Annotated in this window: 16 protein-coding genes; 11 read left to right on the top strand and 5 right to left on the bottom strand. The window is 54.4% G+C overall.

Annotation, left to right across the window (positions count from 1 at the left end):
• Positions 1-314: 314 nt before the first annotated feature.
• From ACJJIF_RS12440 to ACJJIF_RS12405, 8 genes are all read left to right on the top strand, one after another.
• Entirely contained in the window at positions 315-965 is a 651-nt protein-coding gene (locus tag ACJJIF_RS12440) for an MBL fold metallo-hydrolase (RefSeq protein ID WP_444928671.1), read from the top strand.
• Positions 966-1,008: 43 nt separating this feature from the next.
• A complete protein-coding gene (locus ACJJIF_RS12435) occupies positions 1,009-1,623 on the top strand; it encodes a DUF2799 domain-containing protein (protein WP_444928670.1) in 615 nt (204 codons plus the stop codon).
• An 82-nt stretch (positions 1,624-1,705) separates the two neighbouring features.
• Positions 1,706-2,134 (top strand): hotdog fold thioesterase, encoded by a 429-nt coding sequence (locus tag ACJJIF_RS12430; RefSeq protein WP_444928669.1) that lies wholly within the window; start codon positions 1,706-1,708, stop codon positions 2,132-2,134.
• Positions 2,135-2,167: 33 nt separating this feature from the next.
• Positions 2,168-2,875, top strand: a complete 708-nt coding sequence (locus ACJJIF_RS12425; RefSeq protein ID WP_444928668.1) for a M48 family metallopeptidase — start codon at positions 2,168-2,170, stop codon at positions 2,873-2,875.
• A 42-nt stretch (positions 2,876-2,917) separates the two neighbouring features.
• Entirely contained in the window at positions 2,918-4,279 is a 1,362-nt protein-coding gene (rlmD, locus tag ACJJIF_RS12420) for a 23S rRNA (uracil(1939)-C(5))-methyltransferase RlmD (RefSeq protein ID WP_444928667.1), read from the top strand.
• A gap of 61 nt (positions 4,280-4,340) precedes the next feature.
• On the top strand, positions 4,341-4,709 hold the full coding sequence (locus ACJJIF_RS12415; RefSeq protein ID WP_444928666.1) for a DUF2750 domain-containing protein: 369 nt from the start codon (positions 4,341-4,343) through the stop codon (positions 4,707-4,709).
• A gap of 55 nt (positions 4,710-4,764) precedes the next feature.
• Positions 4,765-5,139 (top strand): VOC family protein, encoded by a 375-nt coding sequence (locus ACJJIF_RS12410; RefSeq protein WP_444928665.1) that lies wholly within the window; start codon positions 4,765-4,767, stop codon positions 5,137-5,139.
• Positions 5,140-5,162: 23 nt separating this feature from the next.
• A complete protein-coding gene (locus ACJJIF_RS12405) occupies positions 5,163-6,098 on the top strand; it encodes an SDR family oxidoreductase (RefSeq protein WP_444928664.1) in 936 nt (311 codons plus the stop codon).
• Positions 6,099-6,109: 11 nt separating this feature from the next.
• Here ACJJIF_RS12405 and mnmH read toward each other — a convergent pair whose 3' ends face one another.
• Complete coding sequence (mnmH, locus tag ACJJIF_RS12400; RefSeq protein ID WP_444928663.1) at positions 6,110-7,207, bottom strand: tRNA 2-selenouridine(34) synthase MnmH; 1,098 nt, start codon at positions 7,205-7,207, stop codon at positions 6,110-6,112.
• Positions 7,208-7,996: 789 nt separating this feature from the next.
• Between mnmH and ACJJIF_RS12395 the strand changes: the two genes are divergently transcribed.
• Complete coding sequence (locus ACJJIF_RS12395; protein ID WP_444928662.1) at positions 7,997-8,587, top strand: hypothetical protein; 591 nt, start codon at positions 7,997-7,999, stop codon at positions 8,585-8,587.
• A gap of 599 nt (positions 8,588-9,186) precedes the next feature.
• On the opposite strand, the gene ACJJIF_RS12390 is transcribed toward ACJJIF_RS12395, so the two are convergent.
• Positions 9,187-9,633 carry a CBS domain-containing protein gene (locus tag ACJJIF_RS12390; protein WP_444928661.1) on the bottom strand — a complete coding sequence of 149 codons (447 nt, stop codon included), beginning with the start codon at positions 9,631-9,633 and terminating at the stop codon, positions 9,187-9,189.
• Between the two features lie 548 nt (positions 9,634-10,181).
• Here ACJJIF_RS12390 and ACJJIF_RS12385 point away from each other — a divergent pair.
• Together ACJJIF_RS12385 and ACJJIF_RS12380 are read left to right on the top strand one after the other, a co-directional pair.
• On the top strand, positions 10,182-10,658 hold the full coding sequence (locus tag ACJJIF_RS12385; RefSeq protein ID WP_444928660.1) for a DNA binding protein: 477 nt from the start codon (positions 10,182-10,184) through the stop codon (positions 10,656-10,658).
• A gap of 167 nt (positions 10,659-10,825) precedes the next feature.
• A complete protein-coding gene (locus ACJJIF_RS12380; protein WP_444928659.1) occupies positions 10,826-11,389 on the top strand; it encodes a SixA phosphatase family protein in 564 nt (187 codons plus the stop codon).
• Here the strand turns inward: ACJJIF_RS12380 and cobB are convergent.
• The 3 genes from cobB to ACJJIF_RS12365 all read right to left on the bottom strand — a co-directional run bounded on the left by cobB (position 11,382) and on the right by ACJJIF_RS12365 (position 16,107).
• Positions 11,382-12,092 (bottom strand): Sir2 family NAD+-dependent deacetylase, encoded by a 711-nt coding sequence (cobB, locus tag ACJJIF_RS12375; RefSeq protein ID WP_444928658.1) that lies wholly within the window; start codon positions 12,090-12,092, stop codon positions 11,382-11,384. The two genes, ACJJIF_RS12380 and cobB, sit on opposite strands and share 8 nt — an antisense overlap.
• Positions 12,093-12,306: 214 nt before the next feature.
• The gene (locus tag ACJJIF_RS12370; RefSeq protein WP_444928657.1) at positions 12,307-13,614 is read right to left on the bottom strand and encodes an NAD(P)/FAD-dependent oxidoreductase; all 1,308 of its coding nucleotides are present in this window, start codon (positions 13,612-13,614) and stop codon (positions 12,307-12,309) included.
• Between the two features lie 207 nt (positions 13,615-13,821).
• Complete coding sequence (locus tag ACJJIF_RS12365) at positions 13,822-16,107, bottom strand: slr1591 family oxidoreductase (RefSeq protein WP_444928656.1); 2,286 nt, start codon at positions 16,105-16,107, stop codon at positions 13,822-13,824.
• Between the last annotated feature and the right edge of the window lie 63 nt (positions 16,108-16,170).

Below are 16,170 nucleotides of genomic sequence, written 5' to 3'. Positions count from 1 at the left end.
TGCATCAGCTCTCGATAAGTGTGACAGCACTGTCAGGGGGCACTATTGTGGCGGCCTCCCACTCAATCGAGATTGGGCAATGGCGCATTTAGCTTGGCACAGTATATTATTAATCGGCTTAAATCGGTCACCTCAACTCGTCGCAATCTAATTTCTGTGGCCTAGTAGCGGGCAAGTTCACAGTGGCTCTACCTATCCCCAGCGGCCCACTGCCGACCGGTGAGGACGGTAAATAAAGCCCGCCAGCGGGCTCTCGCGGTATAATCCGCAATTACCTCAACAGTTTCCTGTAAAAGAACAAGGGCCGTTTTCCTATGTCGCTGCAATTTCACCTGGTTCCGGTTACTCCTTTCCAGCAAAACTGCTCACTGCTGTGGTGTGAGGACAGCAAGCGCGCGGCGGTGGTGGACCCCGGTGGCGACCTGGATAAAATTCTGGCAGCGGTGGCAGAGCGCGACCTCAAGCTGGAAAAAATTCTGCTGACCCACGGCCATCTGGACCATGTGGGCGGCACTGCGGCGCTGTCCAAGCAGCTCCAGTTGCCGGTGGAGGGGCCGCACAAGGGCGATGATTTTTGGATTCAGCAACTGCCCGTGCAGGCGCAGATGTTTGGTTTCCCCGCAGTCGAGATATTTACCCCGGACCGCTGGCTGGAGCAGGGAGATACCGTTACTGTCGGGGATCAGCCACTGGAGGTATACCACTGCCCCGGCCATACACCGGGCCATGTGATTTTCTTCCACCGCCCCAGCCAGCTAGCCCTGGTGGGGGATGTGCTGTTTGCCGGCTCGATCGGGCGCACCGATTTCCCTCAGGGGGACCACGATACCCTGATCCGCTCGATCAAAGAGCGCCTGTGGCCGCTGGGTGATGAGGTGCAATTTGTGCCGGGGCACGGCCCCATGTCCACTTTTGGCCAGGAGCGCCAAACTAATCCTTTTGTCGCCGACAAGCGCTTTGGTTAAGTGATATAACAGGCGGTAAATACAGCCTCGGGAGGCCCATTTTATGTCCGCCGGAAAAATACGCCTTTTTCTCGCTTTGCTGGTGCTGGGGTTAAGTGGCTGTGCGGTAATTTCCGAAGAGGAGTGTCGCGCGGGCCTCTGGTATGAGCGGGGCCTGCAAGACGGTGCTCGTGGCCGCTCACAATCGCTGCTGTACGATATCGCCCGCGAGTGTGACAGCTACGATATGCACGTAGATAACGACGCCTGGCTACAGGGGCATGAAGAGGGGGTGGAGACTTACTGCACCGCTGAAAATGGCTACCGCGAGGGGCGCCGGGGGCGCAATTACCAGGGAGTTTGCACCGGCCCTACCGCCGACCTGTTTGTACAAAACTACCAGCGCGGCCTCAGCGAGTATCGTGTTGAGCAGCACTACCAGCGCCTATTGTGGCGCCGGGATAATTTAGAGCGCGAGCTTCTGTCCCTGCATTATGCCTACCGAAATATCGATAGCGAGGCCCAGGCCCGGGCGCTGTACTTGCAGCGCAGCCGCCTCCGCTGGGAATTGCGAATGTTGGATATGGAGTTATTCCGCTACGGTTTGTTTGGCGCCAGGCATTTAACCCCCGGTTTTTATCCCCCCGGATTTTTTTCGGCCAGATTATTTTACTGGTAAGTGGAATAGTTGATCGGCCCTGTTGGTACACGCGAAAGCTGGAGCAATACTCCGCTATTGCACGCATAAGAGATTTATTGGAATGGCAATTTGGCATTTAGAGCCCTCGCTGGAAGAGCTGAACCTGGGGATATCCCAGTGTATGCCCGGCTACTTGGGGATGGAAATCACGGAAATCGGCGCTGACTATTTGGAGGGGACATTACCGGTCGATCATCGCACTCGCCAACCTTTTGGTATTTTACACGGTGGCGCCAATGTTGTGTTGTCGGAGACCCTGGGCTCCATAGCTGCGAACCTGTTAGTGGATACCGATAAATTTTATTGTGTCGGCCAGGAGGTAAACGCCAATCATCTGCGCCCTGTGCCCGAGGGGAAGGTGCGCGGTCGCGCAAAGCCCGTGCATATCGGCCGCAGCAGTCAGGTGTGGGAAATTCTGATCTATGCGCCCAGCGGCAAGCTCAGCTGTATTTCACGTATTACCATGGCTGTTGTAGCTCATGGTGCCTAGCGTTATCTCCGGGGCTGCGCGCGGAGATATCTCTTGACGCAGGCCCAGGATTTTATCTTTGAAGATATCCCCTACCGCTTGGTGCGCTCGAGTCGGCGCAAGCGCCTGGGACTGGTACTGGGTGCCGCCGGGGTGGAGGTGCGGATTCCGCAGCGCTGCGCCGCGCGCTATGGGCACGAGTTCCTACAGGAAAATATTCAGTGGGTGAAAGCGCAATTGCTCGCTGCCGACCGCCGCGCTGCGCAGGTGCCGCAATATCAATACACCTTTGGGGAGACGTTTCCCTGGCTGGGGCAGCAGCTGCCCTTGCTGCGCGCCGCAGACAGTAGCCGTGCCGGTATTGGCGCTGACGCTATCAGACTTTATACCCGCTATCGCCAGCCCGACGAGGCACAGCTGCAAAGCGCCTTACAGCGCCTTTACCAGCGGGAGGCGCTGGCATTGCTCACGCAAAAGTCCCATAGGCTGGCCGGGCAGCTGGGGTTGACTATTTCCTCGGTAAAAGTGCGCCGCACTAAAACTAAGTGGGGGCACTGTAGTATTCGCGGCGAACTGCAATTTAATTGGCTTATTGGCCTAGCCCCCGAGCCGGTGCTGGACTATTTGGTGGCTCACGAGGTCTGCCATTTACAGCACCACAATCACAGTCGCGCTTTTTGGCAGTTAGTGCAAAGCGTGTGCCCCAGATTTAAAGAATTGCGCCGCTGGTTGCGCGATAACGGTCACCGGTTGACCCTGTAATTTTTCTATTCTTTAGTTGTACAGAATTTCTCCCGATTAATTATGAGTAAGAAGCCCCGCTTTATTACCGGCCGCAAGCCGGTAAAAAAAACCTTGCCGACCCGTGCGGAAGCCACAATAGAAAAATTTAGCCACGATATGCGCGGCATTGCCCGTGTCGGAGGCAAGACAGTGTTTATTGATAGCGCTCTGCCTGGTGAACAGGTTAAATTCCGCTATACCGCGCGACGCGCCCGCTTTGACGAGGGAATTGTTGAAGGTGTTATCTCCGCCTCTGCAGATCGATGCGCACCGCAGTGTGCCCATGTGGATTTATGTGGGGGCTGCTCACTTCAGCACCTGGCGCCAGCGGCGCAAATCATCGAAAAGCAAAATATTCTTCTGGAGCAGCTGTCGCGTTTTGGCGGCATTGCGCCCGATGAAATACTGCCGCCATTAACCGCTGATCCCTATGGCTATCGGCGCAAGGCCCGTATCGGTATTCGCAAATTAAAAAAATCTCAGGGCGGTGAGCTGCTATTTGGTTTTCGCAAAAAACACAGCAACGACCTGGTGGATATTGCGGAGTGCCCGGTACTGCACACAAAAATTGCCGAGCATTTAGCGCCACTAAAAAAACTCGTGGCTGAAAGTGACGGGCGCGCGAACTTTTCTCACCTGGAAGTGGCGGTTGGGGACGATGTTACAGCCCTGGTACTTCGCCATTTAAAACCCCTGTCAGAGAGGGATCTGGCACGCTGGCGGGCCTTCGCAGAAGGTGCTGGTATACACCTGTATATACAAGGTGGAGATGCCGGCTCGCAACAGAGAATCTGGCCTGTAGAGGGGGCCGCCTATTTAAGTTATCAACTGCCGGAATTCGATCTGGCGTTGCGGTTTCAACCACAGGATTTTGTGCAGGTTAATTTTTCTATCAACCGGCAGATGGTGAGTCGGGCGGTCGAATTACTCGACCCGCAACCCGGCGAGCGGGTATTGGATTTATTTTGCGGGCTGGGAAATTTTACCCTGCCACTGGCGCGCCGTGCAGCGGAGGTGATTGGTGTCGAAGGTGTCGGCGCTTTAACCCAGCGGGGCGCAGACAATGCGGCGTTGAATCAACTGCAAAATGTGCATTTTTATTCTGCCGATCTCAACGACAATATGGCAGCTGCACCTTGGGCGCAGGCAGGTTTCGATAAAATTCTACTGGACCCTCCCCGGGATGGCGCCTTGCAAGCGGTGCGCGGACTGGCGCAATTTTCTGCCAGCAGGATCGTCTACGTTTCCTGTAACCCGGCCACCCTGGCGCGGGATGCCGGTGAGTTGGCTAAGTTGGGATACCGGCTGAGTAAAGCCGGTGTCATGGATATGTTTCCCCAGACCGACCATGTTGAGTCGATGGCAGTCTTCGACAGAATTTAGGGCCTATTGAGCCGGGGAAAACTAACGTAAACTGCGGTAAAACCGTTTAAGCGAAGTTGTTATGCAAAGCGAATCTCTAACCGATAATTTTGAAGATAATTGTGCGCGCTTCCTGCCTGAAGCTGTAGGCCAGGGGTGCGTCTGGGCCCTACAGGGGGCCGAGGGCTTTGCGCTTTGTGAGTCTGAAAAGCGCGCCGATACCGAGGTTATGCCCTTTTGGTCGCAACAGGAATTTGCCCAGGAGCACTGCGAGGGGGATTGGGCTGCCTATGAGGCGGTGGCCGTCGACCTGGAAGAATTTATGGATGATTGGCTCACCGGTATGCATGACGATGTCTTGTTGGTGGGGATAAATTGGAACGCCGAACTGGAAGGGGTTGAGGTGGAGCCCCTGGACTTGCTGGAGCAGCTGGAGCAGGAGCTGCAATAAGTTGCGCCATAGTGCCCCGCCCGGTGGATAAAAAGCGCTAAATAGGGAGTCTTAAATGGGGCAGATGCTTGGCTTGCGCAAAACGGTCTACGGCGTTGCCAATCTCGGCAAGGCTGTGGCCTGGTATACGCAGCTGCTCGGGCAGGAGCCCAGCTATATAAGCGACAACTACGCGGAGTTTCAGCTTGGCGATAGTCAGCTCGGACTCAATGCCGATGCGCGCAGTGCGATCAGCCGGGCCGATGGTGTTGTAGCGTATTGGCAGGTTTTAGATTTGGCCGCGCAGGTTGAGCGCCTTGGCACCATGGGGGTGCGGCAGCATACCGATATAGAGGAAGCGGCTGGAAATGCGCTGATGGCGAGCTTTCTCGACCCCTATGGCAACGTTGTTGGTTTAATTGAGTACCTGCCATCGCCCATTGAGAGATAGGACCATTAACCGGAGCAGTTCCTGTGGACAAGCCGCCCATTTCCCAGTCCAAGTTTCATTCTCCCAAGCGAAGTTTTGCCGCCGAGAGCCTCGCACAAATCGGGCGGGGTTATGTGGTGCCGGATCGGGTGGCTTTAATTACCGGCTGTTCCAGCGGTATTGGGCGGGAGCTGGCCCTGGCGCTGCATCGCCGGGGCACCATCGTGATCGCCACAGCGCGCCGCCCGGAAAGTTTGCAAGAGCTGGCGGACTTGGGAATTGCCACTGAGGCACTGGATGTAAATTCCCAGGCGGATATCAACCGGGTGGTACACGCGGTAAAAGCCGCTTATGGGCGCCTGGATATATTGGTCAATAACGCCGGTTACGGCCAGATGGGCCCTCTGTTAGAGCTGGATACCCGGGCGCTGGAAAATCAGTTTCGCACCAATGTATTTGCCCCTCTCGCCCTGATCCGCGCCTGTGTGCCCCTGATGCGCTCTGAGCGTGGGGGAGTGGTGTGTAATATCGGCTCGGTGTCCGGAGTTATGCCCACCCCGTTCTCTGGGGCCTACTGCGCCTCTAAAGCTGCCCTGCACTCGATTTCTGATGTGTTGCGACTCGAATTAAAGCCCTTTGGTATTCGGGTTATGACGGTGCAGCCCGGTGCTATCGCCTCGGAATTTGGCCGCCATGCCGAGACCTCCCTGCGCGGTCTTTTGCCGCCAGACTCCCTGTATAAATGCCAGGAGGAAATCGTTAGGGCCCGGGCACAGGAGTCTCAACACAATGCCACACTGGCCAGTACACTGGCGAAAAAACTGGTGCGCGAGCTGCTGCGCAAGCGCGCTCGTCCGCTGGTGCGTATTGGCAATCGCAGCAGTTTGTTACCCTGGATCGCCCGCTGGCTACCGCGCAGTGTGAGAGATTGGTTGTTAATACGGCGCTTTAAGTTGAATCGTCTCACCTCTAAAAACTGAAAACCTACCAGCTATTTTTGCCGCAGCTGACAGGAATCAACCAGCCACTGTTGTACTTCAGCGTGACTGCCGCGAAACAGGATTTTGTGCTCGGACTTTTTCATCAGGTAATCGTAGCTGCCATCGTAGTAATCCCGCAGCAGTGCGGTCACTACCGGGATATAGGCCTCGCTATTATTGTGTTGCTGTAATTCACGGTTGGCAGAGGTGAGTGCCTCATCCAGCTGTTTGTAACGCAGTCCGCCCAAGCGCTTGCGGATTTTGTTGAGATTAAAGTGCAGTTCTTCCCCCAGGCTTTGCGCAGGCAATTTTTCACTGCCAGAAAAACGTTTGAGCCCATCACTGATATAGTCGCGCACAATGCGTTGCGCCCGGGCTTCCAGCGGTTCCTCAACGAGTACTCGCGGCGCTGATTGCATAGCGGCTTGCAGTGTGGGGGGCAGGGCACAGCGCCCGATCAGGCGGCTTTCATCCTCGATAGCCACGGGGCCGGATTGCTGGGAGAGTTTGAGTAAATCGATACTGAGTTGGTTTTCGAAATCGATTTGTGACGGTTGTTCACTGTCGGTACGGCCAAAACTGGAGCCGCGATGTTTGGCGATACCTTCGAGATCGACAGAGCGCTGAACCCGGTTGAGCAGCGCTGTTTTACCGCTACCGGTATGCCCGGCGACTACGACAAAGGCAAGGCTTTGGCACTGTGTTTCCAGTTCTGCCAGCAGGAAACTGCGCATCGCTTTGTAGCCCCCTGTGACCATTGGATAGTCAAGCCCCTCTGCGCGAAGTAATTTCTGCGCCATACGCGAGCGCAGCCCGCCTCTGAAGCAGTAGAGGTAACCGCTGGGAAACTGATCGATAAATTTTTTCCAGGCACTCAGGCGAGCGGCCAGAACTTCTTCACTGGCCAGTTCCCAGCCCAACTCAATCGCTGCCTGCTGTCCGTCACTTTTGTATCGGGTACCAATTAATTCGCGTTGGCGGTTATCCAATAGCGGATAATTCTCGGCCAGGGGAAATGCACCACGGTTAAATTCCACAGGTGCGCGTATATCTAAGAGGGGAGTATCCTCTAAAAAGAGTTTGGTAAAGTTTGCAGTATCTGTCCGCAAAAGAATACTCCAGTTCGCTTGGTAATGATTTCAGTTTTGATTGTATCGCTATTCGATACGGGGGCCCACTTATAATCTCATTTGGGTATTGGTAATCGTGTGAATAGAGAAATAAATCGTGGCTGGCAGAATATGGGGCTTTAATTTGTGTTTTGATATTTGTATATGTTTTAAGGGGGTTGTGAATATATAGTTAAAGATCAGTTTGTGTGATGGTTTGTTTCTCTTGGTTGTTTTATCGGTGTGTATTTGCGGTAGTGTATGAGAGTTAAAAATCTGCTTGCGTGTTATTAGTTTCTATTTTTAGGGCTTCTCTTTTTCCTGTTTAGCTTGTGCTGCTTTTGCTGTGTATGCCCCAGCTTGTTTTAAGTTTGTCATTTGATGGGCGCCGAGAAAAAAACGGTTGAATTTTTTGATTTTTCTATAGTTCTCCCCCTCGGCAAGTAGTGTCTATTCAGTTTATTGGAAATGCCAGCATTTTTCCTCTATCAGACAAATGTGTAAAAAGTAAGGATTTGGCGCTGGTTTTTTTTAAGTTTGTGAGGCGTGTTTGATGCGGGATAAATCTCCTTTGCATTCGGCCAAAAATAGATTTAATTTTCTTTTGCTGTGGGTCAAATATGAAAAAAATCTCTTTTTTGAGCTTTATTGTTGACCTATGTTGCGCAAACAGTGACTGTGAGGGTGTTTTTGGTCTATTTTTTTATAGGGTAGGCCGTATTATTTCTTGGCAAAGTTTTAATCATCCTCATTTTCACAGTATCTGAAGTGAAGAAGTAGGTAAGAAAAATGGCAAAAAAATATATCTATATCCCGGTAAATAGTGAAGAGATGCAGGAGTTCGCGAAGGATCTTGCAACGGCTTGGAAAATACCTGTAAATCAGATACTGGCGAATAAAGTCACCTCTGGGCGCGGCAAGGCGATGTATCGCTGGGTGGATCAATGTCTGAGTAAATTAACGGCAGCAGATACGCTCTATATCGTTACCCATGGCACGGGCGGCGCCGATGGCAAAGTGATTGGCGCAGAGCGCTCGGTGGGTAACAACAAGCAGAAAAGAGTGGTCAATAGAGGTGCCGTCACCTGGGAGGGGGGCGAGTGGAAAACTTATACCCCAGAGGAACTGGCTACTACCCTTAACAAAGAGGGGCTACCGGCGAATTTTGTTGATCTACATGTTTGTGCCTGTGGCTCGGGCTACGATGGGAAAAAATTGAGACCCTGGGCCCAGCGCCTGCGCCAACAAATGGCGGGTACCCATAAGAGTATTCAAGTTACCGGCTATTTAGGCTGGTTTTCCTGTAGTACAAATAAAGTGTGCATTAAAGTAGGGAATGAGTTTTTCCCGATGGAAGAGCGCTCTGTTACTTTTTCCTAGGGCAGCGCAAGACCTAATAATGGTACTGCGTTAATACGTTGGGCTCCTCAGGGATGAGGACCGTCAAAAATTTAAGCAACCTCCGAATCTTATGCCTTCTCGGCAGCAACTGCGCTTATAGCGAGTTAGTCCCGCCAGCTTTTGCTTTACTATCTGTGATCGTTACTTTGTGCCGCAGCGAAATTTTATAGCTGTAGGGCCGGCTCCATAGTAGTTTTCTCCATAGCGGCGAGCGACCCAGCGGCTGTGGCTTCAGGGCCCGCTCTGCGGAGTTTTTAGTGGGATTCACACACCGCATTGTGACTTCTTGATCGGCCTAGATATTCCGGCGAAGCCGCACCGCGATTGTGAACTGCCCTGCACACCAGAGGTCGCATGGCATTATTCAGCGGCTCCCTAGAGGGAATAGCTTTGCCGGACATCCCGATCTGTACATTTTTTAAGCGCATCTTGCTTTTGATCATTGCTGCAACTGGCGCCTACCGAACACTGCTCGCGCTGCCAGGGCGGGGCGTTTGGAGGTGGTTGGAGCGGGCTTGGCAGCTGAGCCGTCTACTGGCCGCAGGTGCCCCCATATGTCTCCTGTAGGCGCGGTGCGCTCAGGCAACAGAATCGTCTACTGGCTGGGCAAGCTCCGCCATAAAGCGGCTGCAAAAGCGCAGAACATCCGTCACAGTGACAATCCCAACCAGCTCACCTTCCCGCATAACCAGTACCGAGCCGATATTGGTGTCGGCCATGGCCAAGAGAATTTTATCTAGAGGGTCGTGAATATCTGCGATAAAGGGACGTCTGGCACATAAGTCATGTACGTAAAGCTGCTGCTCTTCCAGGCGGTGCCCGGGTGCGTGGGCCCTCTCGATATCCCCACGGGAAATGACCGTCTCCAAATCGCCGCCACGGGTTACCGGCAGATGGCGCACCTTGTGCTCCTCCATCATCGCCAGAGCGTCCTCTACCGTGGCATTGATATCAATATGGTAGGGAAATGGCGTCATTAAAGCGGCCAAAGTTGGGATATGGTGGATATTATTGGAAGTGGACATGATTTGATCTGGGTATCCAATTGTATTTGGCAATATGCTTGATTACCGTAGCATTGTGTCTAATTTGCAATTGACGACTACAGCTACAATATAGCTAATTGCGCTCCCGCTGGATATCCTTTTAAGATTGCAGATATGGCCGCCTTTGTTACAATTTTTAGTCCTTCTCTTGAATGATTCCTATTATATTCAAAGGTAGGGGCATAAATGGTTGATATTTGCCGGCGAAAGATTATTATTCGCGACCTCAGCCGAAAAATATAATCAGCGATTCGGAGTGTTTGCCGAAGCGAGTTGAAATCGGCTAGTTTTTAATAGTGTATTTACCGAATATGCCTAACACCAGAACTTACCGGTGTGGTGGCACTTACTGATGGATATCGGTCAGTTCATAATATGCCGGACTAAACGTCACTAAATTGCTCGCCCCTGGCCAGCGATAGCATTTGTTGATTTTTTATACGGTATATCCGGAATAACAATCTGTGTCGTCCCGCGTCACAGGTATATCTCTGTGTTTTTTAATAACCGTCGTTGAGGTTTATTGAATGTTTCAGGAATACGAACAACTTGAACAACAAATCGCCGAACATCAGGCGAGAATCGAAGAGTTGCAAGAGCAAATGGCTCAGGCTGAACGCAAGAAAGATGGCGTAATTGCCTATGATAAAGCACTGCTAAACCTTGCCGCTGAGTATCACATGGATGAAGAGGAGTTCTTCGTTGCCCGTGGTCAGCAAATCGTTGAGTGGCTGGTTGCGCAACTCGGTGATGAAGATCCGGCAGACTACGTGCAAACTCTGAAGGCCCGTGTTGCCCGCCACCTGAAGAAAGAGGGTGACAGCCCCCGTCGCGGCCGCCGTGCAGCACCCGCCGCTAAGGCCGCAGAGCCGAAATTGGAAACCGGTCACTACCGCAACCCGTATACCGGCGCGACCGTTGAGAAGAAAAAGCGCAATCCCAAGGCCCTGAGCCAGTGGATTGATGAATACGGTTTGGATACCGTAAAAGAGTGGAAAATCTAATTCTAGATAACCACTGATTTGATGCCGGATATCCGGCATCAAATATTTTTTAAAAACCATTTGGTTTTATTTTATCGCATTATTTAGTATTTTTGCCGCCTCTGCTCTTTACTTACCCCGCCGTATTCTGCATAAGTTTAATCGTTAATTCCCCGGGAGCTTATGCCGTGATTACAAGACTTAAATCGTTTACTGTTTGTTTGTTTTTTGTTCTATCTGGGTTTCCCGGTTGGGCTTTTGCCGACCCGGCTGAGTCACAGGTTATCTACCTGATACGCCACGGGGAAAAGGAAAAAGGCCCCGAGGCCGGTACAGACCCCCATTTAACCAATATGGGGCAGCGGCGTGCGCGCCAACTTGCCTATATCCTTGGAGAGGTGGGCATCGACACTATCTATAGCACAGACTACAACCGCACCCGGGAAACCGTAGAGCCCCTGGCGAAAGCGCTTGGATTGAAAGTCAAAATTTATGACCCAAGAGATTTAAAAGCATTTGCCGATGATTTACAGCAGGCGGGCAAGCGAATTTTAGTGGTGGGGCACAGCAACAGCACTCCAAAGCTGGTGGGGTTACTCGGTGGGGAAAAAGGCCGCCCTATCGAGGAGGCCTACGAATTTGACCGGCTCTATATCCTCGTGCGGGATAAAGCGGGAGTCACCACTTTGCTCCAGCGCTATGGCCCGTTCAAGCTGTCGTCGATAGACAATACTGCCGCAGCTATCAATTGATTATTTCGCTGACAAAGCGATCGACGACCAGGGAGGCCGGCCCGTGGCGGTGTTCCTGGAAGGCATCGCCGACATTGCTGCGCTCCAGGTTGAGTTCTACGGTATGGGCCCCGGCCAAGTTGGCACATTCGACAAATCCCGCTGCCGGGTAGACGTTGCCTGAGGTGCCGATGCTTATAAACAGATCGCATTCGGATAGTGCCCCATAGATAGTCTCCATCTCCAGGGGCATTTCACCGAACCAGACCACATGGGGGCGAAGAGTCCCCGGCTGTTGGCAGCAGTTACAGGTGTCTGTGACGGTGAGATCTGAGTTCAGCGAAAATAGCTCGCCACTCAGGCAGCAGCGGGCTTTGAGCAGCTCGCCGTGCATATGAATAAGCCGTTCACTACCTGCGCGCTCATGCAGGTTGTCAATATTTTGCGTGACCAGCAGAAAGTCCCCGTGAAACTTGCGCTCCAGCTCAGCCAGGGCCAGGTGGGCCGGATTCGGGGCGATCTCTGTAGAGAGCAGCTGCTGGCGGCGCTCATTGTAAAACCGCTGCACCAGGACCGGATCGCGGGCAAAGGCTTCAGGGGTGGCGACATCTTCCAGGCGATAATTCTCCCAAAGACCATCGGCACCGCGAAATGTGCCTATGCCGGATTCGGCGGAAATACCTGCACCGGTTAGCACGACAATTTTTTGATAGGTTTTTTTCATGGTATGCCTGGGCTAGAGCGAAACTTACCAGCGGCACAGGGCTTGTCGCCGTCTGCCAGCAGTTTTCCTCGATATTATCGTTTTGCACCTCCGTGTGCAGTTTTTATCGCAATCCGATCGCAGGGAGCTTACTCGCTGTACTTAAGAGGCACAGGTTTCTCCGCTTGAATGGCTAATTTTTTGGCTATCCCTGCCGCTTTGTACACCTGTTGCTTCAGTGCATTTTGAGTTTTGGTTTTACAGCGCGATTTGCCTGCCCAATCAGGTAGAGCAGCATTGCTCGCGGCCAGCCGTGGATTGCCGCCAGGTGCATGCGGTAGAGGGAGCGGTAGGCGAGGCCGGCAAGGCGCCCCTCTACAGCGAGGCTGCCTTTGACCAGAGCCCCCATCAGGTTTCCAACGGCGGTGTACTGGCTGAGAGATACCAGGGAGCCCCGGTCGCGATAATAAAAATGCTGCAAAGGTTTGCCCTCCAGCAGGGCGATCAGATTATTGCCTGCGAGGTCTGCCATCTGCTGTGCGGCCTGGGCGCGGGGCGGTACTCGCTGGTGATGGCTGTCGATACAGCTGGCGCAGTCCCCCATGGCAAAAATTTTGGCATCGGTCTGGGTTTGCAGGGTAGTTTCCACTTCGATTTGGTTGAGTCGATTGGTGCTGAGACCATCCAGCTGGGTGAGAAATTCCGGCGCTTTGACACCGGCGGCCCACACCCGGATAGCCGCCGGCAGCTGTTTGCCGCAGGCAGTGGTCAGTCCGCTCTCTGTGGCGGCGGCAATCTGGTAGTTGGTGAGAATATTCACTCCCATTTTGGCCAGTTCGCGCTGGGCATTGTTGCCAATACGTTTGGGTAGTGCCGGAAGTAAGTGCTCACCGCCCTCGATCAGGGTGATCTCCATGGCATTGGGGCGGATGCGCCCATAGTCGCCCACCCGCTTTACGGCGTCGACTAATTCTGCGGAGAGTTCGACTCCCGTTGCTCCCCCGCCAACGATCGCCACCTGCAATTTATCGTCGACGCGGGTCTCCAGACGCAGAAAATGATTGAGAAGGTTTTGGTGAAACTTTTGTGCCTCATCGCTGCTATCCAGGAGGATGCAGTTTTCTCTGACGCCGGGAATATGGAAGTCGTTGCTACGCCCACCGAGGCACAGTACCAAATAATCGTATTCCAGCTGCCGCGCCGGGACCAGCTCGCGGCCGTCCTCGTCATTGAGCGGGCCCAGTTCAATGACCTGTCGTTTGCGGTCCAGGGCGACCAGGCTTCCCAGCTGAAATTCGTAGCCGTGGTGACGGGCGTGCACTTGGTAATTCAGCGCATCCATATTGGCATCCAGTGCGCCGGAGGCCACTTGGTGCAGCAGGGGCTTCCACAGGTGGGTGCGATTTTTATCGATAAGGGTAACTTGTGCGATAGGGGATTGGCGGCGGCGTTTGAGGTGGGGGGTAAAAGAAAAATACTGGCCGAGCCGCGTGGCCAAATGCAGGCCACTGGCACCACCGCCAACAATAACGATCTTTTGCATAGGGGTCTTCCTGTCGATTGCTAAAAGCCGACTCCCCAATCTGTGAAGACCTTTTTTGGTATCGATAAACGGTTACCGATGTTTTTTCTAGTGCCAGTATGTCGCGCGGGGAGAGCGGAGGCAAGTTGATAATGCCGCTGAAAAACCTTTTTTAGCGCGAAATTGTCCAGAGCCTAAAATCGACGGCTGTTCCGCTTTGGCCGAGCCTTAAGCTTGGCTTTGCAGTGCCTCACTGCCCTGTGATAGCAGTGCGCGCCAGTCCGCAGACTTGCGCAAGTGTACGCTTACCCCTGAGTCCGGTGCGCTGGTGACCACACCGATAATTGCGGCCTGGGTGTAACCGCGCTGTAGCAGTGCGCCCACACAGGCCTCGGCCTGATCGACGGGCACTGCCGCCAGGAGCCCGCCGCAGGTCTGTGGGTCGGTCAGCAGTGACCACTGGGGTAACGGCTGCCACTCCAGGGGATTTTCCACAAAGGCGTAGGCACTGGCATTTTGTGGTTGCAGGCTGGATAGCCACCCCCGCTCGACACAGGTGGCGGCGCCGGCAATTAAAGGTAGGGCTTCGGCAATAAGGGTTGCACCGAGTCCATCGGGGCCGAGCATTTCCAGCAGGTGGCCGAGCAAACCAAAACCGGTGACATCCGTCAGGGCACGGGCCCGATGCCGGGCAAATATTTCTGCGGCGTCGGCATTGCTGTGCAGCATGGTTTCCAGAGCCTGCTGCAACCACAGGCCTTTGGCCTCCCCCGCCGCCTCTGCCGCCAGGATAGTGCCCACGCCGAGGGGCTTGCTGAGAATCAGGCAGTCCCCCCCGTGAGCGCCGGTTTTTTCCAGAAGCTGCTCCCGTTCGGCCAGCCCGTTCACGGTTAAGCCCATCAGCATCTCGGAGCCCTCAGCCGTGTGCCCGCCGGATAGAACACAGTGGTGGCGATTGAGTTCGTGAATGGCGCCGGCGAGTAATTGCTGTAGGTCGCGGCGGGTAATTTCCTCGGCTGCGGTGGGGAGAGTAGCGAGAATCTGCGCGCTGATGGGGCGGGCGTTCATGGCAAATAGGTCCGATAGGGCGTGCAGGGCCGCGAGTCGGCCAAAAATCCACGGATCAGCCACGGGCGCGCGCAATTGGTCGGAGCTCTGTACTAATAGATGGTCGGCGGGGAGTTCCATAACGGCGGCATCATCGCCGACGCCTCGCAGCAGATAGTCGGAATGCTGTAGCGGTAGTGTTGCCAGGGTGCGGCGCAGGGTATCGGCGCCAACTTTGGCACCGCAGCCATTGCAGCGCATCGGGGATAGAGAACTGCCGGCACGCTGATTGACGACCTCGCCGGGTTTGATCCTGGTCTCGCCGATCATATCCATCGGCAGTTCGCTAAAGCGCTGCATAAATGAGCGGTCGATATAATCTTTCCATCGCCACATCAGGTCGCCGGCGACGGCGAAGCCATTGCGAACGGCGACTGCCCGCTGGCCACCGCAGGAGAGCAGGCTGAGAAAGTTTTTCTGCGCTCGGTATCGCTTTAAACGGCGCCCGGTCAGGACGGCGCGCAAATTGTGAAAGAGAATCGGCCCCTGGCGAACGGCGTAAACCCCGGCTTTGGCCAGGGGTTCCGGGGTGAAACTGGCCACATCGCCGGCGGCAAAAACATCTTCCCGCCCCAGGGCGCACAGCGTCTGATCGACCCGTACAAATCCCTGCTCGTCCAGTGAAAGGCCGGAGTTTGCCAGCCAGGGCGGCGCACAGGCATTGGTGGTTAGGATGGCCTGATCCAGGGGCAGGCAGTCGCCAGTGGCACTGACGACGCCCTGCTCGGTAATCTCACTGACGCTCCAATTGGGGTGTAACTGGACCCCCAGCTTGCGCATTTCCCTTGTAACCCGCTTGCGGGCCAGTGCCGGATAGCCCTGGGGAATCGCTGCGCTGCCGTGAATTAGATGAATCTCTACCCGCTCTCGATTTAGAGCATCTTGCAGGGTGTGGGCCATTGCCATCGCCAGCTCACAGCCGCCGGCGCCGCCGCCGACAATGCCCAGGCGGAAGATGGAGTCGCTCTCGCCGATTTGCTTTTGCAGTTTTTGCCAGAAGCGGTAGAAGTGCCCAATGGGTTTGACCGGGACCGCCAGTTCTGAGCCAGGTAGTTCGCGGGCGGGGGTGGCGCCGACGTCTAAAGAGAGCAGGTCGTACTCCACTGGCGGCCTGCCCAGCAGGGACACGCGGCGATTCTCACTATCAATTTCGTGCGCGCAAGCTTGGATAAAGCGCGCACCGGCGGCCCGGCAGAGCCTGGCCAAATCTATATGAGTTTCTTCCAGTGAATAGTGGCCCGCGATCATTCCGGGCAGCATGCCGGAGTAGGCGGTTTGCACTTGGGGGGAGACCAGAGTCAGGCGCGCGCCAGGCAGGGGGTTCATAGCCCACATTTGCAGCACAATAGCGTGGCTGTGGCCGCCGCCGACCAAGAGGATGTCCTGATAGTTTGGGTGCTCCTGCATGTCTACTCACTGGCTGGGTCAAAGAAAAAATGAGAGGCGGTAAACGATACTGGCTTCCCAAGC

Source organism: Microbulbifer regidiadema (SeqCode) (assembly GCF_052467605.1).
This window is presented reverse-complemented; position numbering and strand designations above follow the sequence as displayed.